Source organism: Nocardia sp. NPDC003482, from assembly GCF_053588115.1.
The window spans coordinates 53,968-78,818 of the sequence record NZ_JBSFPI010000018.1 but is presented as its reverse complement, the minus strand read 5'-3'; the positions used below and the strand labels follow the sequence as shown (position 1 = coordinate 78,818).

Here is a 24,851-nt window from a genome sequence, read left to right as displayed (position 1 = left end):
GCGTCGTCGGGTCCTTTGGAATGGCCGGAATCGAGCCCGGCTGGCTGCTCGCCCTCACCCGCGGCGGACCGGAGCGCGGGTCACCGCTGGGCGAGGTGTACGACGGCGAGTTGGTCTGCGATCCGGTGTGGGCGCGGCAGGTCGAGCGGTCGCCGACTGGCAGGCATGGGTCCACACGATCCGCGCGGCGTCGGCGGAAATTTCGCGACGAGACGCTACCGACATTTCGTGATGGGTCGCAGTCCGTGACGTAGCCTGGGCCATTCAAATGGCGCGGTCGCGCATCGATCTGTTGATCGGCGTCGAGCTACAGGACGGTAGCGTCCGGTTGTTCTTCGGGGTTCGCGTTCTTTGTCCCCGGGTCTGAATGTCGACGCAGCCACAGCCGATAGGTCTCGTGCCTGAACTGGTACGCGGCGCCGGTGACTCTCAGAAGGCCACTGCGGCGAGCCCAGTCGAGAAACAGGCGAGGTCGAGAAGGAAAGGCGGACGTGAACCGAAAAACCAGCGTCGCGATGAAATACCGCACGGAGGCGCCGAAGAATGTGAGCCCGAAAACGAACCCGATCGCGAGCCCGTTTGCGAGGAAGGCAATCAGTTTATCGAGCCAGGCAGTGGGACCGAACTTAAGGCTGGTCATGGGCGAGCCCAAGAGCGCGAATGTGACCACCGTCCATCCAACTACGGTCGCCGCAGCCCGAATATCGTCTTTGATCAGCCGTGTTTCGTCGACAGGAACGGGGTTACGCAACTCACCCTTCTCATCCGCAAAACGCCCGTCCGTGGGCTCGGGGGAGCGCTCGGCCACGAGCCCGACTAGAAGCCCGGACACGAGCCCGGCCGACAGCCCGTTCGCGGGCCCGGCCGCGAGCCCGACGACGAGCCCGAACACGAGCCCGGCCGCGGAGCCGACTGCCGGCCCGCGGCGCCACCACGGTAGATCCGGGGCTGGCAACACAATGCGCTGTGCTGGTAGCTCACGAACGCTGCCGTTGATCAGCCCCGCTGTGAGTCCGTACCCGATTCCCGTGGTGAGCCCGAGTATGCGCCCGAAACCGTGCTCGACCCCGAGCACGAGCCCGCACACGAGCCCTGACACGAGCCCGACGGCAACACCGTGTAAGACCCTGATGCGGGTAGATCCTGCGATCTCCCAGATTTGGTCGAGCCGGATGGTGGTGCCGTCGAGGCCGGTATCGCGACGGTGGTCGAGACATCCGGCCAGTGCCAGCAGCCAGGCCCGGACGTTGTCGTCGGTGTAGTCGCGGTACGGACCGGTCCGCTCGGTACCGGCGATCGCGGCGGGGATCTGCGCGGTGAACAAGAGATCGCGAACAGCGTCGAGGTCGGTGCGATCGAGGAGCCGAGTGGCGGTATCGGGGTCGTGTCGCAGAGTGCTCGCGGCGAGAGCGAGCATCCACGGGGTGCGCAACGCGGCCGCCAGGGGCCCGTCGGGCTGGTCGCGGAGGCGGGCGTCGACCGCGTCCCAGCCCGGGGCTGTGGCGCCGATCGACCGCCGGTACGCAGCCAGGTGGGCTCGGACCTGATCCTGCGAGAAGGGCTTCAAGGTGATGCTGGTGGCCCCGTGCAGCCCGTTGTCGTGACCGCGGCGGGCCAGTGCATCGAATTCGGCACTGCGGCACGCGACCACGACCGGGCGGTTCTTCCACGGTGTCTCGTTGAGCCGGTCCAGCATCACCCGGGCCTTGGGGTCGTCGCTGTGGTCGGGGTCCATCTCGTCGAGGCCATCGAGTACGGGCAGGACCAACCCCGCGTCGATCAGTGCCCGCGCGATCGGCGCACGGAGCCGGTAATCCAATCCCAGGCGTGTGGCCAACCATCGTGAGAAGGCTTCGGTGCCATCCCAGCCCACCGCGTTGACCTTGACCGGAACTGGTTCCTCGGCGCGGCGCGCGTCGGGTAGCCCACGGCGGGCGTCGAGCAGCCCGAGCATCAAATGCGTTGCCGCTACGGTCTTTCCGGCTCCCGGCTCGCCGAGTATTACCATCCGCCGCGGTGCCGCCATCAGGTCGAAGTAGGTAGCGATCTCCGATACCTCGGCCGACTCGATCGTTCCGTCGCGGTGCGGGCGGGCCACGACGGCGGTGAACTCGACGTGCATGAATTCGCCAGGACCCGCCCCCAGCTGATCTCGCAGCCGCTCCTCCTGTCGCCGCACCCGGTCCGCCAGGTTATCGGCCAGTACCGCGCGAGCTGCCCTGCTGGTGTCCGGCCGCCATCGCTTCCACACCCACCTCGCTGCCGGTTTCAGCAGCGACGACACGCCTCGCACCGCAGCAGTTTCCACCCCTGACACGCGAAACAGCCTGCCATGTGACACATCCCGGCGCGCCCGAATCGCCTGGGCGTCGCTTTCCGGATGCTGCCGGGCGTCGTGGCCAGCTGGTTCAGCGGCGCCAGACGTTGACGCGTTCGTGGACGAGCAGGGGTGCGTCGTCAGGTCCTTTGGGGTGGTCGGGAATCCAGATGCGTTTGGGCAGGGCACGGCCGGTGCCGTGGGGTTGGTTGCGCCAGTGCCCGGTGACGACCCAGCGGTGGTGGTAGGTGCGACCGACCTTGGGCTCGGGTGGGACGGTAGCGCTTGCGCAACTCGACCACGGTCACCGCGGGGGCGGGCCGTGCGGCGCGGGCCAGCGCCCGGGCGGTGCGTTTGTCGGCGCTGGTGGTGGATGTCTCGGCGAGGGTGGGTTGCTGCATCAGGTGCCAGGCCGCGCACAGGGTGGCCAGAAGCCAGGTGTAGCGCGGCTCGGCGGCGCCGAATGCTGCGGCGCTACCGGTCAGGGCTCGGGTCACGCTGAGGGGGACCAGGGGCGGCAGCGGGTCGGTGATCTCGGTGCCGAGCGCTTCGGCCCCGGCCAGGAGCCGCCAGCGCGCGGTGTGGGATCTCTCCCGGAAGTTTCACGGAAAATCTCGCATACGATTCGTCGTGGAATCGTGTCTCAACTTTCCGCGGTTACTTTACCTCCTGTACGAGGGCAGGGTCGGAAGCGGCGCACCTTTGCGGCACGGTAGCCAAACCGCAGAACACCCAGCTCAGGCGATGCGCTGAAGGTGTCGGTCCGCTCGCGGTTCGAGCGCACCCCGCTCCAACAGGGCGAACTTCACCCGGATCTGAAGGGACGGCGAGTGGTGGCCTGACATCTCCGCAATCGGGGTAGGTCCGCGAACCGGGGGGAGTTTGCCGGTGCCGTGGGAGGATAGCGCTATGGATCCGGTGACGGCAGTGGTGGTTTCGGCGATCGCGGCAGGCGCGGTCGCGGGGGTGGGCGACACTGCGGCGCAGGCGATCAAGGACGCCTACGCGGGGTTGAAAACCCTGATTTCCCGCAAATACCGCGACGTGGACGTGATGGCGCTTGAGCGCAAGCCGCAGTCGCAGTCGAAGAAGGACTCTTTGGCCGAGGACCTCGAGGACGCCGGTGCGGCGGGTGATGTCGAGTTGGGGACCGCAGCGGCCGCGGTGTTGGAGGCGGTGCAGCAGCACGCCCCCCAGGCGGTGGTCGGGGTGGATGTGGCGGGGTTGGTGTCGGCGGCGTTGACGATTGCCGATGTCGATTCCACCGGTGACGGGGTGCGGGTGCGCGATTCCCGGATCCAGGGTGCCACCGAGATCTACGGGGTACGGGCGGGTGGAGCGGCGCAGTCGCCGGGCCCTTCCACGGCGCGGGACTGACACCCGGACCTCCCGCGCCGATCGCCCCGGTCACGCTTGGAGGCGGGACGAGTTTCAGCACAACCGGGAGTCGGTTCTACGGGCCGGTGACCGTCGGAACTCCTGTGTCGGGGGTGTCGTCGCGGTCGTTGCGTGATTTGGTGCAGGTGTTCGGGACCTCGGATTTGTTCAGGGTCGGTGAACTAGATCCGTACCGGTTGGGGGCGACGAGTTCGGCGTTCGGCCGTGCCGGGGAGTACGGCCACCGCGACGGCTACGTGCCGCGCACCGCCAACCAGGTCGACGAGCGGCTAGCGGAGGCGTTGACCGGTAACCGGCTCGTGGTCGTGGTGGGCCCGTCGAAAGCGGGCAAGACCCGCACCCTGTTTGAAGCGATTCGCGCCTTCGACCGCGAGGCGCGGGTGGTGTGGCCCGTGGCAGAAGGTATGGCCGAGCTCGCATCCCATCCGGGAGTTACCGACACCGGCGACACCCTGGTGGTGTGGCTCGATGACCTGCATATCTACCTCACCAGCGGTGTTCCACTGAGTCCTGCGGTGCTCGCCCGATGGCGCGCGCGGCGAGGGCGCACGATCCTGGTGGCGACGTTGCGTTCGGAGATGCGCGCACGGTTGCGCGCGGAGGGTGAGTTGCGGCTGGAGACCCGAATGCTGCTGGAGCAAGCGCTCATCATCGACCTGGCTTCCACGAGCGAGGACTCTGCCGAGCGTGCCGCAGCGGCGCGCGCCTACGGGGGGCGCGCCGGTGGTGACCATGGGCTGGGAGAGGTCCTGGCAGGAGCACCGGAGCTGCTGGCCCGCTACGACGATGCCCGCGCCGCCGACCCGCTGCTGTATGCGGTGATCGCGGTCGCGGTGGACTGGGCTCGAATCGGGCGTACCGACCCGATCCCAGAACCCATCCTCATCGACCTCGCTCTCCGACAGCTGCGAACCACGCACCCCCACATCGATGCCACCGCCACGGGGGTGCGCGACGCCATTCGCGTGGCACGCACACCACCCCCGGGTGGAGGACGCGCGGCGGCATTGCGGACCACCTATATCGACGACGGCACCCGCGGCTACACTGCGTTCGACTACCTCATCGCCGCAGACGACGGCCAAGCCCACCGCGCACCCCGCCCCATCCCAAACAGTTTCTGGCACAACGCGACCCGTGACACTGACGCACACACCCTGATAGCAGTCGGCTTGGTCGCTTACGACCGTGTCAACCGCCCGGCGGCGTTTACCCTATTGCGCAAGGCAGCCGACGCCGGAGATACCTTCGCCATGTTCAACCTCGGGCGTCTGTTCACCGAAGACGGTGACCGGGCCCAAGCCGAGATCTGGTTGCGCAAGGCATCGGACGCTGGGGACACCTTCGCAATGTTCAGCCTCGGTCGTCTGATGGAGGAAAGCGGTGACAGGGCCGAGGCCGAGACCTGGCATCGCAAAGCCGCCGAGGCCGGGGACACCTACGCAATGACCAACTTCGGATGTCTGCTCGCCGAGGACGGTGATCGGGCCCACGCCGAAATCTGGCTGCGCAAGGCCGCCGCTGCTGGGGACACCTTCGCAATGTTCAGCCTCGGCCGCTTGTTCGCCGAGGACGGCGATCCCGCTCGGGCCGAGATCTGGTTGCGCGCGGCCGCCGCTGCTGGAGACACCTTTGCAATGTTCAGCCTCGGCCGTCTGTGGGAGGAAAGCGGTGGCAGGGCCGAGGCCAAGACCTGGTATCGCAAAGCCGCCGAGGCCGGGGACACCTTTGCGATGTTCACCCTCGGTCATCTGCTCGCCGAGGACGGCGACCGGACCCACGCAAAGATCTGGCTGCGCAAGGCCGCCGACGCCGGAAACACCTACGCGATGACCAGCCTCGGTCATCTGCTCGCCGAGGACGGCGACCGGACCCAGGCAGAGATCTGGCTGCGCAAGGCCGCGGACAGCGGACACACCTGCACGATGAACAGTCTCGACACCCTGTGTAACGAACGCGAAGAACCTTGACCGGCAGGAGTATTCTCGTACTTCTTCGCCACAAGGGGTTTCGCTCCCGACAGCACGTGCGGACTAGCGGGCGGTAGCACGACCTGCTCAGCGCGCCACCAGACACCGCACCCACGCGCGCCGAGCTTTCAGCAGACTCCGGTAAACGCTCATCGGCGCCACGCCCGACATGGCTGCGATGTCGCTGACGGAGTCGCCGGTCATGGCCAGGATCAGGATGTCGCGGTCACGCGGCGGGATCGCAGACAGGATTCGAATAGCGTTGTGGTGGGCAACTTTCCAGGACGCAAGGTCCTTATCGACGGTCACGCCCGCGACCATAGACACGTTCGCCTCCGTTTCCCCGCCCGCGGACGGGTTCGGGCGGGGCCGCCAGCACGAATTCCATTCCGGCACGCCCCATTCGCCCGAGGTTCGTGGGAGCCGCTGTCGCATCCATCGAACAGCGCGCAGACCCGCTCACACCGTGGTAGGGCCACACCGGTGATCACCGATCACGGGCGGGTCCCGCTGAGGTACCCGGCAATGAGAGTGACCAACTGGACCGCTGGCTGGAGGCTAGAGTCGTTCACCATGACCTACCTCGTGACCGGAGCTGCCGGGTTCATCGGCGCGAACTATGTGCATCTGCTGGCAGAGTGGGAGCCGGACGCGGAGGTGGTCGTTGTCGACTACATCGGTCATGCCGGGCATTTGTCGAACCTCGCGCCGGTGCGCGATCGTATTCGGTTCGAGCGGACCGATATCGCCGATTTGGACGCGATGATGGCGGTCTACCGGCGGTACAGCCCGGAGTTCGTGGTCAATTTCGCGGCGGAGTCGCACAACGATCGGGCGATTCTGGCGCCGTCGGTGTTCATGCGGAGCAACGCGTTGGGGGCGCAGGTGATGGCCGAGTGCAGCCGTCTGGTGGGCGTGCGGGCACATGTGCATGTGAGCACGATCGAGGTGTACGGCGAGTTGGGGACGGACGAGAAGTGGTTCACCGAGCGGTCACCGCTGAACGCGAAGACGCCGTATTCGGCGGCGAAAGCGGCGGGGGATCAGATGGTGCGCGCCTACATGCAGACCTACCCGGAGCTCGATATCCGGATGACGCACTGCGCCAATAACTACGGCCCGTATCAGCTGCCGGAGAAGTTGATTCCCCTCGCGGTGACGAACCTTTTGCGGGGCCGGAAGATCCCGGTCTACGGGGACGGGCTGCAGACCCGGGATTGGCTGCATGTAGCGGATCACTGTGCCGCGGTGCATCGGGTGTTGCACGCCGAGCTCGATCCGATTCCGGCTGAGGCGGCGACCGATCCAGGGCTGTTGCCGATCTTCGACATCTCCGCGCGCTGTGAGGTCACCAATCTCGAGATCGCGCGCCGGGTGGCCGTCGAGTTGGGGTTCGATCCCGAGAAGGTGATCGAGCATACGACGGACCGCCCAAACCATGATCGGCGGTATGTGATCGACTCAGCGAAGCTCGAAGGATTGGGGTGGCGGCCCCAGCACGAGTTCGAGGCCGGATTGTCCGAGACGGTGAAGTGGTATGCCGACCACCGAGAGTGGTGGGAGCAGATCCTCGCCGACAAAGGCGAACTGGGCATCGACTGGAGCAGGGCAGGCGACGCGGCGGCGGCACGCTGACGAGTGTTTGGCGCGCGAGGTCGGCGGCGGGCCGAGTATCCACCTCTCTGGGCGAGGCAGGTGCTCGGCACCGTGCGAGCGGAGTGCCTCTCGGGATCCGTTGAGCCAGGTTGGGATCGAAGTCGGCAGACGATGAGGGTTTAGAGCGCGGCCGTCAGCACGGTGTAGCCCTTGGGGTCGCGCCATGGTCCGCCGTGTCGATGGAACCACTCTCGCACTTCGAGGCCCACGCTGTGGGCGATCTGGGACCGGTGGGGCGAGTCCTCTGGGACGCCGCAGGCGAAGCGGGCCAGCACGTCTGCGTACGCCAGTACCGTGTCGGGGGTGGGAAAGATCAGCGCGTCGTCTCGCCTGTCCACGGTGACATGCCCGAACTCGATGTGCATCAACTCCGCAGCGGTGTCGACTTCCAACGACGCCGCCGTGGTCGTGCTGGCGGCCCATATCCCCGTTGCGGAGAGCGGTGTGAATCCGCGGCGGGCAGCGTGTTCGGTCACGAGAGCGCGTAGTCGGGGCGCGGTGGGAGTGTGGTTGAGGGTAACCGCGATTCGGCCGCCTGGCCGGGTCACTCGACGCAGTTCCGCCAGCCCCGCCACGGGATCCGACAGGTAGTACAGCACGTGCATCGCGGCCACGCGGTCGAACACTCCGTCGCGAAACGGCAGACGCACGGCGTCCGCTTGGACGCCGATGACAGCGTTCAGGGCGGTAACCGCGGCAACGGCGGCGGTGCGGATATCGGTTCCGACCAACACGCCATGATGTCCGCCGTCGCGCAGGGTGTGCAGGAATCGCCCTGTGCCACAGCCGATGTCGAGTATTCTTTCGGTGCCGTTGAGTGCCAGTGCCGTACGGACCTCGCTGCCGAGGTCGTGCTCTGAGTACTGGGTGTGGGTGGCGATCTGCGCGGCGAGCAGCGCCAATGGATCGGACACGGCCGTCACCGACGGGGAGAGGGTTTGGTGAGGACGTGCGAGCCCATCACCAGGGCGTCGGTCGGGCTGGAGTAGAAGAACGCGAGGGCCTGTCGGGGGTCGGCGATGATCGGTTCCCATCCGGAGTTGAGGCTGGTGTTGAGCACCGCGGGAATCCCGGTGCGGGCGTGGAACCGTTCGATCAGTCGCCGGTACAGGCCCGGGCCTGCTGGTACGGTGTGTGGTCGGCTGCTGCCGTCGATGTGGGTCGCCGCGATAATCGGCGAGAGATCGGTGGTGGGCAGGGTGAACGACATGAACGGGGCGTGAATGTCGCTGCGGCCGAACAGCTCCGGAACGTGTTCGGCGAGTACCGAGGGCCCGAAGGGGCGGAACTCTTCGCGGCGCTTGATGCGGTTGACCCGGTCGCGCGTCGCCGGGCTGGACGGGTCGGCCAGCAGAGATCGCGCGCCCAGAGCCCGTGGTCCGTACTCCATTCGCTCCTGAAACCACGCGACGATCCGGCCTTGGACGAGGAGTTCGGCGGCGGCGTCGGCGGGATCGGAGGTCGTGGTGGCGGGAACGGCGCAGTCGCGCAGGACAGCGGCGATATCGCTGTCGGTGTAGGAGGGCCCGAGGTGGGTGTGGTCGAGTCTGTGGGGACGATGGCCGTTGGCGGCGGCGATCACCAGGGCTGCGCCGAGGGCTGTGCCTGCGTCTCCGCACGCGGGCGCGGCGTAGATGTCGGCGAATTCGGCGCGGGTGAGAAGGTCACCGACTGCGACGGAGTTCTCCATGACGCCTCCCGCGACGCACAGGTGCCTATCGCGCGGTCGGCGATGACGGTCGACCAGCGCGCGCACGGCGGTTTCGATGACCGCTTGGGTCGTCGCGGCTACGTTGGCGTGCTCGGTGGTCAGCGGGGCGCTGGGCAGGCGGCGGGGCGGGAAGCCGGGCAGCGCGTCGACGCCGATCATGGGCAGTTGGTCGGTGTGGAACAGCGGGTGGCGGTGGAAGACCTCGCGGTGCAGCAGGGCGGTGTTCATATGCGGCACGCCCGCGTCGACGGTCATCAGAGGTTGCCGGGCATACGCGGTGCCGTGTGCGGCCAGGCCCATCACCTTGTATTCGTCGTGGCTGCTGCGGTATCCCAGGTATTGGGTCATCGCGGCGGCGTAGAGGCCGATGGAGTCGGGGAACGCGATGGTTTCGATTGCGGTGAGTTCGCCTGCGGCGGCGCGGAATACGGCCGCTGAAATGCCGTCGCCCGCTTGATCGGCGGTCACCACGAGGGCTTCGTCGAAGCCGGAGATCAGGTAGGTCGAGGCGGCGTGGGCGAGGTGGTGGTCTACGTATTCGATCTGGGGCGTATGCCCGAATTGGTACCACAGGTACGCCTCCAGGCGCGGCGCGAAGTCGCGCCAGGTGGCGCGCGGGAAGGCGATCACGTCCACCTCTCGCATGCTGATCGCGGCTTGACCGAGGACGTACCGGATCGCGTGATCGGGCATGAGGCCCACGGCGTGCTTGTAGCGCACGAACCGTTCTTCCTCGGCGGCGGCGACGATGCGGTCGTCGTGGATCAGGACCGCGGCGGCGTCGTGGTCGGCGCGACCGAAGGTGCCGTGGATTCCCAACACGTACATGCGGTGTCACCCCTGAGTGTCGGTGTGGTCCCGGTAGGCGGCGATGGTGGTGTCCAGTCCGGCGGCGAGATCGATGCGCGGGGTCCAGGCGAACGTGGCGCGCGCCTTCGCCGCGGTGGTGATCTGACGGGGCGGATCGCCGGGGCGGGCGGGTGCGAAATCGATGCCGGTGCCGGGGTGGGCGATGATGTCGAGGATGCGGCGGGTCACGGTGAGGGCGGTGTACTCGTGGCCGGTGCCGATGTTGTAGATCTGGCCGTGGATGTCGGCGTGGTCGGTGCGGGCGGCGGCGAGGAGCAGGTCGCAGACGTCGTGGACGTGGATCCAGTCCCGGCGGGCGTTGCCGTCTCCGAAGAGGGTGACCCGCTGCCCGGCCAAGGCTCGGGTGATCACGACCGGTATCAGCCAGCCGGGAAATTGGCCGGGCCCGTAGATGGTGACCGGCCGGAATATCGTTGCCGGCAGGCGGTGCTGGGCGTGGAAGGCCGACAGGTACGCCTCGAACGCCGCCTTGGCCGCCGCGTAGATGGTGGTCGGCCGCACGGGGTCGGTTTCGGTCAGATCGTCGGAGTCGTTGTGTCCGTAGACATCCGCGCTGGACAGGAACAGCAGCCGACCGATGCCCGCGTCGACGAGCGCCCGCAGATACGACAGCGGTTCGTCGGCGACGGACTCCTGGGGGTGGTCGGCGGTGTTCGCCTCCGCAGCCACGTGGATCACCAGATCACCTGCGCCGACCAGGTTTTCGGCGACTCCGGGAGCGTAGATGGACTGTGCCTCAAACCGCACCCGCGGATCGCGCACCACCGCAGGCGGAATCGTTTGTATGCCGTGGCGCAGCGGGTCGATAAGCACCAGGCGCTCGTAGTGGGCCAGCCGCGAATCGGAGAGAATTCGGGCCAGTAGGTGGGTGCCGACGAAACCGGCGGCGCCGGGAATGACAATGTTGGGCAACGTAATTCACTCCTCCAAGACGGTGCGGGCGGCGGCGATGACCTGCGTTACCGTTTCGTCGGGCATGCCGCGCCACAGGGGCAGGCAGACATGGCGGGCGGCGAACTCGTCAGCGGCGGGGAACCGTTCCGCGACGCTCACGGTGTCGAAGATCGGCTGGCGGTGCAGAGGCCGCTCGTAGACTCCACGCGCGAGCCGCACACCGCGCGCCGCCAGCGCGGCACGAAACCGTTCCGGGGCGGAACCGTCGGCGAGCAGCGCGATGCATTTGTGGCCGCTGACCGGGCCGTGTGGGGTCGGGAAATGGAGTCCGGTGTCGGCGAGCGCGCTGCTGTAGCGGTCGATCACGGCGCGCCGCTGGTCCCGGTCTCGGGTGAGATGATCGAGCTGGGTGGCACCGAGCGCGGCGCCGAGTTCGGTCATGCGCCAGCTTCCGCCCCAGACCACATGTCGGCCCCGGTCGTCCTTGCCTTGATCGCGGTACTGGCGAGCGAGCCGATCGAGGTCCGGATCGTTGGTGGTGATGACACCCCCTTCCCCGGTGCTGACGACCTTGGTCGCGAACAGCGACCACGCCCCCGCGTATCCGAAACCGCCAGCGGGCTGCTGGTCGAGGGCCGACCCGTGGGCGTGCGCGGCGTCTTCGATCAGCCGCACACCCGCCTGATGGCACAACCGGGTCAGTCGCGGCAGATCCGGACTGAGGTATCCGCCGATATGCACGACGACGACCGCGACGACCTGCTCGTCGAGGGCACATTCGATCCCGGCCACGTCCGGATATAGGCCGCTGTCGTAGAACCGTATTCGGGCTCCGGCGTTGACCGCGGCGGCGGCGGTGGCGAAATTGGTGTTCGTCGGAATCAGGACCGTGCCCCGGCGCGCGTCGACGGCCCGGAAGATGATCTCCAGCGCGCTGGCCCCGGAGTTCACCGCGACCGCGTATCCTGTTCCGGCCATCGCCGCGACGGCGGCCTCGAGAGCCCGGGTGTGCGGGCCGAGCACCAACTGCCCCGATCGCAGGATCTGCTCGCTCGCGGCGAGGACGGTGGCGATCTCGTCCTCGGGCACCGCGGCGGTGAACGGTTCGATCATCGCGCGACCGCCTCGCAATGGGCACGCCACGGCGAGATCTCGACCAGCTCGGCGACGTCTTCACCGCACCCGTCATGCTCTCCCGGGAGCGGCAACGGCTCCTCGTCCCTGGCGATCGCGGTGACGACGGCCTGGGAGGCGTGCAACGCGAGGGTCATCTTTCCGGGCAGCACCGTCCACCACCCCGCGATCCCATCGCGCGCACCATGATCGATGACCGCGAAGTCGGGCTCGGTGCCCCACTGATCGCCCCGCCCGCGGGTGTGTTCGGTTTTGCTGCACATCCACCCCACCCCGGCCGAGGTGTCGATCAGGCCCGGCCGCAACCACTGCCGCAGGACCGCGGCCAGCTCGGCGGTGTCGGCGGCTGGGACCGGCCAGCGCGCCCGGGCGTGCACGAACCGCTGCGGCGCGCCGTACCAGGACGCCAGCACCGCCCCTCCCGCGGCCGAAGGCGCCACCGCAGGCCATCCGAATTCCAAACCGGTGATGGCGCAGGGCAATTCGCCGGGAAAAGCCATCATCATCTCGAGCCGGGACGACAACTCGACCGACACCACCGACTCCGACCGAGCGAGCAGTTCGTGTGCGCCCATCCCGTTGCAGGACACCACGTTCGGCGACGAAAGGAAACCGGCGGCCGTCTCGACGCCGCGGACACCGTCGGGACCCGCCTCCACCCGCAAGCCCGACACGCCGACCAGAACAGCGACGTTGCTCGCGACGCAACGCGCGGCCAAGTCGATGATCAACCGGTGGGTGTCGATGAACACCTCGCGCACAGCCCGACCATGCACCTCCGCAGCAGGAGCGGCGGAAAGCACTTCCCGCAGCTGCCCGGCGTCGAGTCCGTGGGCCGCGATGTCGTGGTGCCGCCACCTCGCCTCGTACTCGGCCATCGTGTCGGGTTTCCCAATGTACCAACAGGTTTCGATGCCGGACACGCACTCGGGAAACGAGGCCCGGTAGGCGCTCTGGGCTCGCCGACATGCCGCCACGATCTCGGGATGCCAGCGCGCGTACATCGCCCCGGAATGCACCATCCCGTGATTGCGGGTCGTCGCGCCCGCGCCGAGACGGTCACCTTCGAGCAGTGCCACAGCGATACCTCGAGCGGCCAGCCGCGCCGCCGTCATCAATCCCGCGACTCCGCCACCGATGACGATGCAGTCATACCGATGTGTCATTTCCGGCACTTCCCCTGTCGTCCGAGCTCTTTCCCCACGCCGAGGCCCTCAAAGACGCGGAGGCCCCAAGAGCGTGGAAGGCGCTCGCCGCCGCGACGTTCGGCTCAGCGGCTGGTCGGCGGCGTCACTCTTGCCAGGTACCCAGCCACAAGCTCCGACGGATTCGACGGCGGCGAGCGCTGGGACAACCATCGCGCGGATGGCTCTGACGGCACAATGTCGCCGTCGCGCCGTTTGTCTGACCTCCATCTGACATTCCGCTCGAAGGACACCCGCGACTTGGCACTCGGCGGATACGGTGGCTTCACCGCACATCACCGAGGTGAATTCGCCGATGAGAGCAGCCACACCCCGCACCGTGCTGGAAGGACTCGTCCACGCCGGAAACCGGACCATCGACGAGTGGTGCGGCATGTTCAACACCCTTGCCGCGCAGAGCGGCACCTCGGTGACGCTGTCGCCCCGCCAGCTGCACCGCTGGATGGCGGGAACCGTGATCCACCCCCACCCCGCCGCCAAGCGCGTCGCGCAGCAAGTCTGGAAACTGGACTATGACGTCCTGGTCTCACCCGCCGGGGCCGAAGCCACTCGCCCACAAGGGCTCTCGACCCGACCCGATTTGCTCGACCAGGAGCTGAGAATGGCCACTGACGACTCCGCACGCTGGATTCGGCGCGGCGCCGGTGCGGTCGACCGCACCGTCCTCGACCAGCTCCACTCCGACGTGCGGCGCTTCGCCGCCGACTACCTGACCCGAGCGCCGCTGGAACTGATCCCCGCCCTGTCTGTTTTGCGTCGCGACGTCTTCGAGATGATCGACAGCCGCCAACGTCCGGAATACCTCGGCGAACTATATCTGGTCGCCGGACAACTCTGTGCCCTGCTCGCCCACGCCTGCGCCGACCTCGGACGGCCCCACGACGCCGAAATCCACGCCCGCTCAGCCTGGCTCGCCGCCGACTACGCCCACGACCAGCATCTCGCGGCCTACGTACGCTGGCTCCAGAGCTTCATCGCCTACTGGCAAGGCGACCACCGCGAAGCAGCCCGCTACGCCGACCTCGGCCTCGCCGACATGACCGACCCGTCCACACGGCTACGACTGGCCAGCCAACTCGCCCGCGCTCGCGCCGCGCAACTCGAACCACACGCCGCACTCGCCGCCCTCGACATCGCGCTCGACGCCGTCGAACGCGTCGGCCCCGTCGACGAGGAACCGGGCGTCATGTGGTTCCACCCCGGCAAGGCCCGCTACTACGCCGCGGAAGTCCACCTCGCGCTCGGCGGCCGCGACCACCACCGCCTAGCCCTCGAACACGCCGACAACGCGCTCCAGGAATTCGATACCGACAGCCCCGCGGAATTCGTGGCCGCAGCCCAACTCGACGCTGCCCGAGCACATCTGGGTCTCGGCGACCTCGACGCGGCCACCGACCGCATCACCACGGTGCTACAGCTGCCAGTCGAACGACGCACAACACCCATCATCGAACGCGTCACCAAGACAGCAGCCGAACTGACCGCGATCGCGCCCACCACCCGCGCCGCGCGCGAGCTGTCCGAGCGCATTAGCCTCTTCAGCGCCTACACCGCACGACCGCCAAAGGAGTAAGGCGTGCCCCCCACGCAGGTCGCCGTCTGCGGCCCCCGCCACTGCACCGACACCGACGCCGCCCGCGCGCGCGAGGTGGGCCGCCTTCTCGCCGAAGCAGGCGCCACCGTCTTGTGTGGCGGCGGCACCGGCGTCATGGCCGCCGTCGCCGACGGAGCCTCCCGCGCCGGCGGGCTGGTCATCGGCGTACGACCCGACACCGACCCCAACAAGATCTGCGACGGACTCTCCGCCGTCCTCTACACCAACATGGGCGAAGCCCGCAACGCCATCCTGGTCGAGTCCGCGGACGCCGTCATCGTGATCGGCGGATCCTGGGGAACCCTGTCAGAACTGGCACTGGCGAACCGACGCGGCAACGTCCCGATCATCTCCCTCGGCGGATGGCGAATCCACGACGCGGACGGCAACCCCCTCGACGCGGCGATCACCGCCTCAAGCCCCGAAGACGCCGTAGCGAAGGTGCCACGCTGACCCACATCCGGTCCGACACGCGCGGAGGTCGAGCCGCTCCCACACTCGCGCCCTGGACACCGTGGAACAGGGCCACGAGTACCTAGACGGCCTCGGCGTGAACATCGCGGGCCTGCGAACCATCGCGTCCGCAATTCATTGGCGCGACGTCCCGTCCACCAGACCACGCCTCCGTCGAGACGGCCGACAATCCGGGCCAACCCCAGTGTGTGGGAGTCAGTCCCACAGCTCTCCACAAGGAAGCGTTGGTAGGTCTGGCCGGACTTCGTCGTCGACCGTGACCACCACTTCGAAGTCGGCGAACGGACCCGCCAGTTCATCGGCCACCTCTTCAGCTTGCTCAGCCGGGGCTTGGTAGTCCACCTTCAGGGGACCAGATTCGATGTGGATGTGCCGGATCCTCCGAGGCTGCCGTGGGGGCCGCATGACGGATCACATACCGGTGGGCAAGCGGCGACCGCATTCGATTTCTGCCGCCAGGCAGTCGTATCCCTGACACAGTTCGTACAACTGCGCCACTTCGGGACAATCCTCGGTCAGGCCATGCTGGGCCTTGTCGAAGATTGCCTCCCACCAACGCGCCATCCGAGCAGCGATCTCACCGATCGATTCGGTATGGACCGGAATTCGCCCTCTGATGAGAGGCTGTGTATCCAGCACAGACTCGATCTGCTCGGTATGGCTGCTGAGCGGCGTGAGACGGTTGGCCACCGCACCGTCGATGACGGTGACAAGTATCTGGATATCTTCTTGTGCCACAACGAGTTCGCCGCCAGCGTGACGTAGCTGTTCGAGCGACGCGGTGCGGCTGGAGAGCACTTCCAACGCCAGCCGCCTCTGCCGATGACAAGCCACCAGGTCGGCTGCGGGATCAAGGATATCTGATGCGGTGAGCGGCGCGGTCCCTGCGAAGGCCGTCAGGAACAACTGGCTGGACGGAAGTGGTTCGTGCGGGGCCCATTCCAAGGTCTCGGCCAAATCATGGCGACCGAGCGAGCAATCCGATTGTTCGCGGCGGGGATTGTCGTCGTCGTCCGCGAATACGGTCATCGCGACCACTGAAGGTGGGTCGTCGACGGAACCATGCGCCCTGCCTCGGTCAAGGTCCGCACCGCGGCGGCCTTCCGCGGGCAGCTGCTCGCATCGCATTCGATGTGCACCTGCATCTCCAGGTGAGCCTCGTCCACGCCCAACGGTATCTCGGGCTCGGTATGGGTTTGCGGTACGTTCAGAGCAAGGGTCTGGTGCATAGCAAGGCTGTGAACCATTGGTACCTCCGGGTTGGACGGTGCGTCGATCAGGGCAGAGGTCCCGGCACCGGGGGCTCCAGAAAGTCCAGAACCACCGGCTATGCCGTTCCACTGGGCAGGTCGGTGCACCGCGAGAAGTACGGCGTCACCCCAGTGCCGGATACCGCTTTCGAGCTTGGCGCACAGGCGGTTTCGGGCGTAACCGCGAGATGTGGGCGTAATGTGGGCGTAAGCGCGTACTAGCTGGGTCGGGCGTTCGAGTTACCAGGGGAAGGCGATGCTCCGCGGGAGGCAGTGGACAGGATTCGAAGCCGTGGCGCTACAAGAGGCCATGCGCAAATCCGTGCGCGAATTCGCCTCCCTACTCGGTGTCGAGACCACAACCATCACCAACTGGCGCAACGGCCTCAGCGCGGTGAAACCCCGATTCAGCACGCAGGCCATCCTCGACACCACGCTGAAATTGCACACTTCGCCGGAGGACCGGGAACGCTTCGAACAGATCGTGGCCGCTGGCGAGACGGGATGGCGCGACCGTGGCAGCCGACCTTCCACGGCGAAGAAACATCCACCCAGCGAGATCACATCCATCTCGGGACGTCTACAGTTCACCGCGCCGCCGCCTGCCTTCCCGGTCGAACTCGGCAGCGACTACGTCGAGACCCTCCACGGTCGTATCCGACAGCTGGTGCAGCTGGACCTGTCGTTTGGCGGTGACCAATCCTCAGGGTTGGCGCTGCAATATTTCCGATCCGTCCATCAAAAGCTTGGAGTGGCGCGATGTGATGCGGCGAACGAGCGCGATCTCTACGCTGCTGCAGGCGAGCTGGGCGAAGTCACCGGATGGCTGCTCTACGACGCGGGCGAGCACGAGCTGGTACGCCGGGTGAACAACGAGGCCCTACATTTGAGCAAGCTGGCAGGCGATCGCACCATGGAGTTGCTCACCCTGCAGAACGTGTCTATGCACGCGGTGTACCTCGGGCGCCCGGTTGAAGCGCTGCGGATCGCGCAGATGGTCCTAGAGCAACAGCCCCCGTCACCTCGACTGGAGGCGATGTTTCGCGTCCGTGAGGCTCGCGCGCTGGCATCCCTCGGCGACGAAACGTCCTCCGCGCGCGCACTTGCGAAGGCCCGATCGCTATACCTCGACGGTATTCAGGACAACGATCCCCCGTGGGTGTGGTGGATCAGCGACCATGAACTGGGCTGGCACGAGGCAACCATACTGGCTGACCGCGGCGATTGGACCAAATCCGCTGACGTCTTCCGCGCCTCCGTTGAAGCGATCCCGATCGACCAAACCCGTTCTCGTTACATCCATCTCGCGTCACTCCTCAACGCGCAGATTCGCGCGCAGGCATGGCGGGACGCCGCCGATACCATCTGTCGGATACTGCCCCTCGTCGATGAGATACGTTCCACCCGGACCGCCGCCGCCCTTGCAGAAGCAGTCGACTACCTCGACACCGTCGAACCAGCCACGCCCATTCGAGACGAGGGCCGCCAGTTGCGGAACGCCCTGCTCTCGTCCGGGTATGAGGTTCCAGCCCCAGCACCCTGACCGCCCTGCCGTAAATCCTTCGGGTGCATCGAGGTTGCCGAAGCAGCCACGCCATCCCGTGATCGACCATTCACTGGTGAGCAGCTTGTCGATCGCAGCGTCCACACAGGAAGGCGGTCGGCTTGCCCCCAGGCTGGCCCCGCGAACCCAACCATGTACCGTTTATGCGGTTTCGTGCATGACGCTTGACGGCTTCGCCGGACATATGCAATCGTTCGAGTCACGTATCCGCATAATCAGGAGTTGGTTATGGAGTTCACAAAGATCGCTGGCGGCAATTGCGGTCGAGACGACTGTCCGACAATTTTCACAACTGAGACAGGAAAAATTGCAGTCCAGGGCGACGTCGTGGACAAAGAGACACCGTCGGGGGAAGCCGTCGTCGAAATACCAATGGATGTGCTGCGGGAGGCATTCCGTGCGCTTGGATGGTGAAGCCTGGCGGAACTTCTTCAATTCATTCACACAGGAAGCCTTTCGACTCGAAACCCTTCCCAGCTACAAGGTGGATAGCGAGAAGGACGAGTTCGAAGACTTCCAGCGGACAGGCCGTTTGGATATTCCGGACGACGACCCGTGGCTAGTGCGGATCCGTCGCTTCCGGGAAACCGGGCGGAAAGTGAGTCGTGTCCATGTAATCACCAGGCCCTTGACAGATTACCTGCAGTACGAGTTCGCAGTTTATCGGCACACCGTTGCGGCCGGGGAGGACGTGCGAATTCTTGATCTGACCGGCACGACGAACCCAGGACTTCCGGAGCAAGATTTCTGGCTCTTTGACAACACCGCTGTTGTGCGGATGGATTACGATGCCGACGGCGGCCAGCTCGGACGAGAGCTGCTCGGAGATGCAAATCCGACACCCTACATCAAGTGGAAGCAGACGGCATTGCAGCATGCAGAGCCGTTCACCAGTTACTGCTCGCGACTGCAAATGTGAAATTCGACCCAGCAGAGGCCGGGCGGGACCGCCAAAGTTTGGCGTCCGCTCTGCGAAACCTGCGCGCCGCATCGGGCCTTTCCGGCGACCGTCTGGCCCGGCGCTGCGGTTTGAGCCAGAGCAAAATATCTAGAATAGAAACTGGCCGCCTACTTCCCTCCGTGACCGATGTAGAGCAAATTCTCGCCGGCCTGGGTGTTGATCAGGGAACCCGAGACGAGCTACTCGCACTCACACAAGTAGCCAACTCCGAATATCAAGACGTACGCGCGTCGGTACGCCGTGGACTGCATCACCGGCAGCGCGAACTAGCCTCGCTAGAACGCAGCACCGCCCACATCCGGTATTTTCTTCCCACGCTCATTACCGGCCTTCTTCAAACCCCAGAGTACATGCAGGCGGCAATGAACACGCCGATAGCGCCGGCGACAGCAAATACGGAATCAGCGATTTCTCTGAAGCTTCGCAGGCAAGCTGTACTGCACGATCAGGGCAAAAGGTTCGATTTTCTGCTGACAGAATCAGCCCTGCGATGGCAACTGAGCACGGCCTCTATAATGGCGGTGCAGATCGACCGCCTGATCTCGCTATCCCGCCTGCCCAACATCCAGATCGGTGTGATACCTCTGTCGGCACTTATCCCGGACGGGGCTTATCACACCTTCGTGGTCTATGGCACACGACTGGTGACCATCGAGCTTTTCACAGGTCAGCTCGTGTTGCGTGATCCGAAGGATACATCTCATTATCTGTCCCTATTCGAATTCTTCAGCTCCCACGCACTATGGCGCGACGAGGCCCGTTGCTTCCTGAACGGTATCGCCGAGGGATTCAGGCGCGGAAATTAATTCCGGTACGTGCATAGCGATTGAGCCTGACCCCGACGGTCCATATTCTCGACCGCATGGTGCAGGCGGCATGCACCAGAGCCGGGGATGGTGGCTGACGACATTCATACGAGCCGGGTAAGAGTGCCCAGTTCGTGGTGAGGGCCGCTCAAGCCGGTTTCGATCGTCTCCGACGCCGATACTTTAGGGCCGACTTGACATTTCAGGAGATTCTATGTCTCGAACTGTTTCAAATCCAGTTCTTATTGTGGGTGCGGGTCCTGCTGGTTTGGCGTTGGCGATCGAGTTGGCGCGTTGGGGTGTGCCGTTCGAGATCGTGGACAGCGCCGAGTCGTCGTGCCCTCAGTCTCGCGCTTTCACGATTCATGCTCGCACCGCCGAATGGCTCTCATCCATCGGGCTGGTCGATGGTTTCCTGGAGCAGGCCCAGCCAATCAGGTCGATGGATTACCGGTTCGCGGGCACCGACAAGATCGCGCGGCTGGATTTCGAGCAGTTGCCCGGTACGCGGCACCGGTACGTGATGGCCATCGCGCAGAACCAGACGGAGGAGCTGATGCGTGGATGGCTGGCGGCGCGCGGGGTCACAGTCCGCTGGGGCACAGCCCTGCAGCAGGTCCGTCAGGATTCTGACGGGGTGACCGCGGTGCTGTCGCGGCCGGACGGCACGACCGAGGAGGTGCGCACCGAGTGGCTGGTGGGGTGCGATGGCCTCCGTTCCACTGTTCGCGAGCAGCTGGGGATGGAGTTCGAAGGACCCTCCTACGCCGGACGCACGCGGATGATGAACGCGCCGGTCACCGATCTCGCGCTCCCGGACGACAGGATGCATTATCTGATCGACGAGGCGGGAATGCTGCTGCTGTGTCGGCTGCCCGGCGAGACCTATCGCGTTCTGCTCAGCGAGCCCGGAGGGGCCGCCGCGATCGACGAGGCGACCGCGCGAAACGATTTTCAGCATGTTCTCGATCGGCACGTGGCCGGGGCGAGGATCGGTCACCCAGACTCGCTGAGCATCTTCACCGTTTGGCGGCGAGACTGCCCGGGCTATCGGCGCGGGCGGATCTTCCTGGCGGGGGATGCCGCGCACATCCACAGCATCGCTGGTGGTTTGGGACTCAACGCGTGCATTCAGGACGCGGTGAACCTCGGCTGGAAACTCGCACTCACAGCGACGGGCAAGGCGAAGGCGTCGCTGTTGGACAGCTATGAGCAGGAGCGATTGCCCGTCGACGGGCAGGTGATGGCGGTGGCGGACAAGCTGCACCACATCTTGATGGACCACGACCGATCCTTGGTCGAGCGGATCGCCATGGTCGAGAAGCCGGGCTTCCTGGACACGGTCACCGCGCAGATCGCCGGACTCGGATACACCTATCGCGATGCCGTTTCCGCTCCCGACGTTCCCGGCCTGGCTGGTCTCGCAGCCGGTGACCGTGCCCCGGATGCCCGGCTCGAGCTGACCAGCCACGCCAGCGTGCACAACCTGCTGGCCAGGCACCCCGGGTACACGCTGCTCATCCTTCACCACGACCGCGTCGCGCCAGCCACTCTCGCCCTGGCCGAACGGATGGGGCGGCGTTTCGGCGATCTCGTCCATTGGGAGACGCTGCAAGTATTCGACCCGGCTTCGCCTGTTCCGGGTAGTGCTGTGCGGCCGTTCTTCTCTTCGACGGTGCACTCGGTGTACGGAGCGCCCGACACCGATGTGGCGTGCCTGATCCGCCCCGACGGCTACCTCGCGGGCCGAGTCCCGATCTCCCACCAAGACGCGCTGCTCGCCCACCTCGACACCGTCCTCGCCTGACCATCCCCGGCGGGACGATCGCCGCCATGAGTCACCAATTACCCTGTCTCCCTTACCTTCTGGAGTCGCCCTTATGGTGCAGTCCGAAGATCGGACCCCGCCGTCGACCGAAGCCGGTACTTGCCCCGCCGGGCACGCGTCGCCCGTGGATGTCGGCGACGAGCTGGTGCCGCTGCACACCCCCGGCTTCGCGCAAGACCCTCACCGCGTCTACCGGGAAATGCGGCGTCGGTACGGGAACTTGGCCCCGGTCGAGCTGGCCCCCGGTGTCGAAGCGACCCTGGTGCTCGGCTACACCACCGCGCTGCGGATCCTCAACGATCCCGATCACTTCCCGGCCGATCCGCGTATCTGGCAGAAGTCCGTACCCGCGGACTCGCCGATCCTGCCGATGATGGGTTGGTATCCGGCCGCCCGCTACAACAGCGGCCTCGCCCACGCGCGATATCGGACGCCTTCCCGCGCCGCCATCGACGCGATCGACCTGCACGCCCTGCACCAGATCCTCGAGGACCACGCGGTCACCGTGATCAACGGCTTCTGCGGATCCGGGAAAGCAGACGTGCTCGGCGGGTACGCCCGCCCGCTGGTCCTGCGGATCCTCAACCACGTGGTCGGCTGCCCACCGGAGATCGGGGAGCGTGTCGCCGCGGGGATGGCGGCGCGCTTTGAGGCCGGGGCCGCCGCCGAGGACGGGATGCGCCTGCTGCACACCGCGCTGATGGACCTGATCCGGCACAAGCACAAGGTGCCCGGGCCGGACATGACCTCGATCCTGATCTCCCACGAACACCGCCTCAGCGACGCCGAGGTGTTCGCGCAGCTGATGAGCATCTACGGTGCCGCCGCCGAGGCCCTTCCCAATCTGATCACCAACACGATCGTGCTGATGCTCACCGACGAACGGTTCGGTGGAAACCTCCTTGATGGGAGCCTCTGCACCCGCGACGCGCTCGACGAGGTGCTGTTCACCGACCCCCCGATGGCGAACTTCTGCACCACCTACCCCCGCCAGCCCACACTCCTGGACGACACCTGGCTTCCCGCGCACAAGCCGGTCGTGATCAGCATCGCCGCCTGCAACAACGATCCCGCCAGCACCGCCGGGGAGCGCACGGGCAACCGGTCGCACCTGGCGTGGAGCGCCGGGCCCCACCGCTGCCCCGCCCGCCAACCGGCCTACCAGATCGCCCAAGACGCCATCGACCAACTCCTGGACGCACTGCCCGACCTCACCCTCGCCCGGCCCCTAGCCGAGCTGCACTGGCGGCCCGGCCCGTTCCACCGCGCCCTCACCGCGCTGCCGGTGACCTTCACGCCCGCAGCGCCCCTGCCGACTGGCCTCTACAGCTTCAACCCCACTGTCGATCACGCGGCGATGGTCACCGCGGCCCTGACCGACCTGCCCCGGCCCATCCATCGCAACCGAAACCGCTAGTCCTCCACCCATTTTCGCGACGAGCCCGACAGGACGACCGACGACGATGTTGCTGCTGACCGACCATCCCGGATGGCTGACCGCCGAGAACGGGACGACCCACTACCGGGCCGTCACCTCGCGCGGCCGGGCCACGCTGCTGACGATCGAGGCGGAGAACACGGGCTCGGGCGCCCACGTCGATTTCGGCGGCGTCGACGTAGTGTTGCGTACCTTCACGGTGCCCCGGCGGGTCCCCACCGAGCTGGCCGGGTTGGCGGAGGTCGGCTCCGTGGTGCACGTATCGGTACCGAATCTGTGGGAAGCCTTGGCGGGCGGCCTGTTTCGGCGCGCTGACACCGCCGACCGTGGTCACCACCTGTGGCATCGGTTCTGCCAGGCCCACGGCGACGAGATCTCCCGCGACGGCATGACCGGGTGGACGTTCCCCGACCCCGGCCGCCTGCTCGCCCTCCCGCCCAGCGCGACCGCCATGATCGGCACCACTCTCCCCCTCGACGCGTTGCGCGCCGCCGCGCAGGCGTGCCTGGCGTACGGGCAAGAATGGGCAACCTACCCACCAGCAGCGCTTTTGACCCACCTGCGCGCAGTGCTGTGCGTCGGGCCGACCGCGGTGGGCGCGGCCGTCGCCGACTACACCGGCGACTACACCTTCCGCCCGCTCGACCCCACGCTGCGCGCGGCCATCAGGCACCTCACCCCCGGCGTGTCCTGGCCGAGTGGCAGCGAGTTCGGATCGGCCTGGTACGCCCTCACCGAGGGCGCGCACGCCACATACAACGCGCTGCTGTGCGCATGGGCACAAGAGCGCAGAAATGCCACGCGCCCAGCAGAACTCGGCCCCGAGCCTGTCGGTCAGAGCGGCGTGGAGGGCCCGTGACCCACTCACCCGAGTTCGATCGCGTCCCCCAGGGCGTCAGTCCGGCACAGCCCCATTCGGCGCGGATCTACGACTACCTGCTCGGCGGGAAGGACAACTACGAAGCCGACCGCGTGGTCGCGCAACGCATGCTCGCGATCGACCCGGATACCCGAACGCTGGCCTGGTTCAGCCGCCAATTCCTGCTCCACGCAACACAACTCGCCGCCAAGGCCGGGGTTCAGCAGTTCCTCGACCTCGGCTGCGGCATCCCCACCGACCCCTCCGTGCCCGAGGTCGCGCGAAGGATCTGCCCCGAAGCGCGAGTCGTCGGCGTCGATTACGACCCGGTCGTTGTCGCCCACAGCAAAGCCCTGCTCCCGGACGAGGAGACGCTGTTGATGGACGTTCGCGACCCCGAAGCCGTGATCGACCATGTCCGCTCCGAAGAGTTGATCGACTTCGATCGGCCGGTGGCCGTGCTGATGGTGGGTCTGCTGCATTTCGTCATGGATGACGAGCACCCGCGCGACATCATCGTGCGCTTCCGCAAGCGGATGGCATCCGGTAGCTACCTCGCGCTCACCCACGCCACCACCGACGACACCGATCCTCGTTTCCTTCAGCAAACCACCACCGATACCCGGGGCAGTCCCGCGCAGGTGCAGTACCGGTCCACCGAGGCGGTGCGAGACCTAATCGGCGACGGCTTCGACGTCCTCGGGCCCGGAATCGTGCCTCTGCAGAGCTGGCTGGGCGGGGACCTCCCCGCGACGAACCTGGTCATCCTCGCCGCCGTGTGCCGCACACGATAGGCCCTCGCAGGCGGAGAGCCGCTCGCTCCGATCCATGAGCGCTACGAAAAGAGTAGTGCCCCAATCTAATTCGCACGCCCTGTAAGGAACCAATGCCCTTCTTTTCGAGCAACGGAGAAAGGACGACC

The 24,851-nt window shown here is 66.4% G+C and carries 22 protein-coding genes; 13 read left to right on the top strand and 9 right to left on the bottom strand.

Translation table 11 applies throughout. The annotated features are described in order from the left end of the window. Positions 1–20 precede the first annotated feature (20 nt). Complete coding sequence (locus ACWDSJ_RS26350; protein WP_450035009.1) at positions 21–254, top strand: hypothetical protein; 234 nt, start codon at positions 21–23, stop codon at positions 252–254. Positions 255–307: 53 nt separating this feature from the next. Here the strand turns inward: ACWDSJ_RS26350 and ACWDSJ_RS26345 are convergent, their stop codons facing one another. Then, complete coding sequence (locus ACWDSJ_RS26345) at positions 308–2,284, bottom strand: NACHT domain-containing protein (protein WP_450035007.1); 1,977 nt, start codon at positions 2,282–2,284, stop codon at positions 308–310. Positions 2,285–2,457: 173 nt separating this feature from the next. After that, positions 2,458–2,814, bottom strand: coding sequence for a hypothetical protein (locus ACWDSJ_RS26340; RefSeq protein ID WP_450035005.1), 357 nt, complete (start codon positions 2,812–2,814; stop codon positions 2,458–2,460). 412 nt (positions 2,815–3,226) lie between these two features. Here ACWDSJ_RS26340 and ACWDSJ_RS26335 point away from each other — a divergent pair, with 412 nt between their 5' ends. Both ACWDSJ_RS26335 and ACWDSJ_RS26330 read left to right on the top strand, forming a co-directional pair. Then, positions 3,227–3,694, top strand: coding sequence for a hypothetical protein (locus ACWDSJ_RS26335; RefSeq protein ID WP_450035003.1), 468 nt, complete (start codon positions 3,227–3,229; stop codon positions 3,692–3,694). 140 nt (positions 3,695–3,834) lie between these two features. After that, positions 3,835–5,685 (top strand): tetratricopeptide repeat protein, encoded by a 1,851-nt coding sequence (locus ACWDSJ_RS26330; RefSeq protein ID WP_450035002.1) that lies wholly within the window; start codon positions 3,835–3,837, stop codon positions 5,683–5,685. Positions 5,686–5,772: 87 nt separating this feature from the next. On the opposite strand, the gene ACWDSJ_RS26325 is transcribed toward ACWDSJ_RS26330, so the two are convergent. Further along, entirely contained in the window at positions 5,773–5,994 is a 222-nt protein-coding gene (locus tag ACWDSJ_RS26325) for a hypothetical protein (RefSeq protein ID WP_450035000.1), read from the bottom strand. A gap of 264 nt (positions 5,995–6,258) precedes the next feature. Between ACWDSJ_RS26325 and ACWDSJ_RS26320 the strand changes: the two genes are divergently transcribed. Continuing rightward, positions 6,259–7,320, top strand: coding sequence for a dTDP-glucose 4,6-dehydratase (locus ACWDSJ_RS26320; protein WP_450034999.1), 1,062 nt, complete (start codon positions 6,259–6,261; stop codon positions 7,318–7,320). Positions 7,321–7,460: 140 nt separating this feature from the next. Here ACWDSJ_RS26320 and ACWDSJ_RS26315 read toward each other — a convergent pair whose 3' ends face one another. The 5 genes from ACWDSJ_RS26315 to ACWDSJ_RS26295 are packed head-to-tail and all read right to left on the bottom strand — an operon-like array spanning position 7,461 to position 13,116. Then, positions 7,461–8,255 (bottom strand): class I SAM-dependent methyltransferase, encoded by a 795-nt coding sequence (locus tag ACWDSJ_RS26315; RefSeq protein ID WP_450034997.1) that lies wholly within the window; start codon positions 8,253–8,255, stop codon positions 7,461–7,463. Positions 8,256–8,260: 5 nt separating this feature from the next. After that, the gene (locus tag ACWDSJ_RS26310; RefSeq protein WP_450034996.1) at positions 8,261–9,880 is read right to left on the bottom strand and encodes a carbamoyltransferase family protein; all 1,620 of its coding nucleotides are present in this window, start codon (positions 9,878–9,880) and stop codon (positions 8,261–8,263) included. Between the two features lie 6 nt (positions 9,881–9,886). Beyond that, a complete protein-coding gene (locus ACWDSJ_RS26305; RefSeq protein ID WP_450034995.1) occupies positions 9,887–10,834 on the bottom strand; it encodes an NAD-dependent epimerase/dehydratase family protein in 948 nt (315 codons plus the stop codon). A 6-nt stretch (positions 10,835–10,840) separates the two neighbouring features. After that, positions 10,841–11,929 (bottom strand): DegT/DnrJ/EryC1/StrS family aminotransferase, encoded by a 1,089-nt coding sequence (locus tag ACWDSJ_RS26300; RefSeq protein WP_450034993.1) that lies wholly within the window; start codon positions 11,927–11,929, stop codon positions 10,841–10,843. Further along, complete coding sequence (locus ACWDSJ_RS26295) at positions 11,926–13,116, bottom strand: NAD(P)/FAD-dependent oxidoreductase (protein WP_450034992.1); 1,191 nt, start codon at positions 13,114–13,116, stop codon at positions 11,926–11,928. The genes ACWDSJ_RS26300 and ACWDSJ_RS26295 overlap by 4 nt, the downstream gene beginning before the upstream one ends. Positions 13,117–13,450: 334 nt before the next feature. Here ACWDSJ_RS26295 and ACWDSJ_RS26290 point away from each other — a divergent pair, with 334 nt between their 5' ends. Together ACWDSJ_RS26290 and ACWDSJ_RS26285 are read left to right on the top strand one after the other, a co-directional pair. After that, complete coding sequence (locus ACWDSJ_RS26290) at positions 13,451–14,728, top strand: hypothetical protein (protein ID WP_450034990.1); 1,278 nt, start codon at positions 13,451–13,453, stop codon at positions 14,726–14,728. A 3-nt stretch (positions 14,729–14,731) separates the two neighbouring features. Further along, positions 14,732–15,202: an SLOG cluster 4 domain-containing protein gene (locus ACWDSJ_RS26285; RefSeq protein ID WP_450034989.1), complete on the top strand. Its 471-nt coding sequence runs from the start codon at positions 14,732–14,734 to the stop codon at positions 15,200–15,202. A 432-nt stretch (positions 15,203–15,634) separates the two neighbouring features. Here the strand turns inward: ACWDSJ_RS26285 and ACWDSJ_RS26280 are convergent, their stop codons facing one another. Beyond that, the gene (locus ACWDSJ_RS26280) at positions 15,635–16,252 is read right to left on the bottom strand and encodes a hypothetical protein (protein WP_450034988.1); all 618 of its coding nucleotides are present in this window, start codon (positions 16,250–16,252) and stop codon (positions 15,635–15,637) included. Between the two features lie 513 nt (positions 16,253–16,765). Here ACWDSJ_RS26280 and ACWDSJ_RS26275 point away from each other — a divergent pair. The 7 genes from ACWDSJ_RS26275 (at position 16,766) to ACWDSJ_RS26245 (ending at position 24,723) form a co-directional block, all read left to right on the top strand. Continuing rightward, positions 16,766–18,016 (top strand): hypothetical protein, encoded by a 1,251-nt coding sequence (locus ACWDSJ_RS26275; RefSeq protein WP_450034986.1) that lies wholly within the window; start codon positions 16,766–16,768, stop codon positions 18,014–18,016. Between the two features lie 418 nt (positions 18,017–18,434). Next, the gene (locus ACWDSJ_RS26270) at positions 18,435–18,956 is read left to right on the top strand and encodes a DUF6879 family protein (RefSeq protein WP_450034984.1); all 522 of its coding nucleotides are present in this window, start codon (positions 18,435–18,437) and stop codon (positions 18,954–18,956) included. Further along, the gene (locus ACWDSJ_RS26265; protein ID WP_450034983.1) at positions 18,890–19,804 is read left to right on the top strand and encodes a helix-turn-helix domain-containing protein; all 915 of its coding nucleotides are present in this window, start codon (positions 18,890–18,892) and stop codon (positions 19,802–19,804) included. Before ACWDSJ_RS26270 ends, ACWDSJ_RS26265 begins: the two co-directional genes overlap by 67 nt. 214 nt (positions 19,805–20,018) lie before the next feature. Beyond that, positions 20,019–21,611, top strand: a complete 1,593-nt coding sequence (locus tag ACWDSJ_RS26260) for an FAD-dependent monooxygenase (protein ID WP_450034981.1) — start codon at positions 20,019–20,021, stop codon at positions 21,609–21,611. Between the two features lie 73 nt (positions 21,612–21,684). Continuing rightward, entirely contained in the window at positions 21,685–23,049 is a 1,365-nt protein-coding gene (locus ACWDSJ_RS26255; protein ID WP_450034980.1) for a cytochrome P450, read from the top strand. 46 nt (positions 23,050–23,095) lie between these two features. Beyond that, positions 23,096–23,929: a hypothetical protein gene (locus tag ACWDSJ_RS26250; protein WP_450034979.1), complete on the top strand. Its 834-nt coding sequence runs from the start codon at positions 23,096–23,098 to the stop codon at positions 23,927–23,929. Further along, complete coding sequence (locus ACWDSJ_RS26245) at positions 23,926–24,723, top strand: SAM-dependent methyltransferase (RefSeq protein WP_450034977.1); 798 nt, start codon at positions 23,926–23,928, stop codon at positions 24,721–24,723. Before ACWDSJ_RS26250 ends, ACWDSJ_RS26245 begins: the two co-directional genes overlap by 4 nt. The last annotated feature ends 128 nt before the right edge of the window (positions 24,724–24,851 follow it).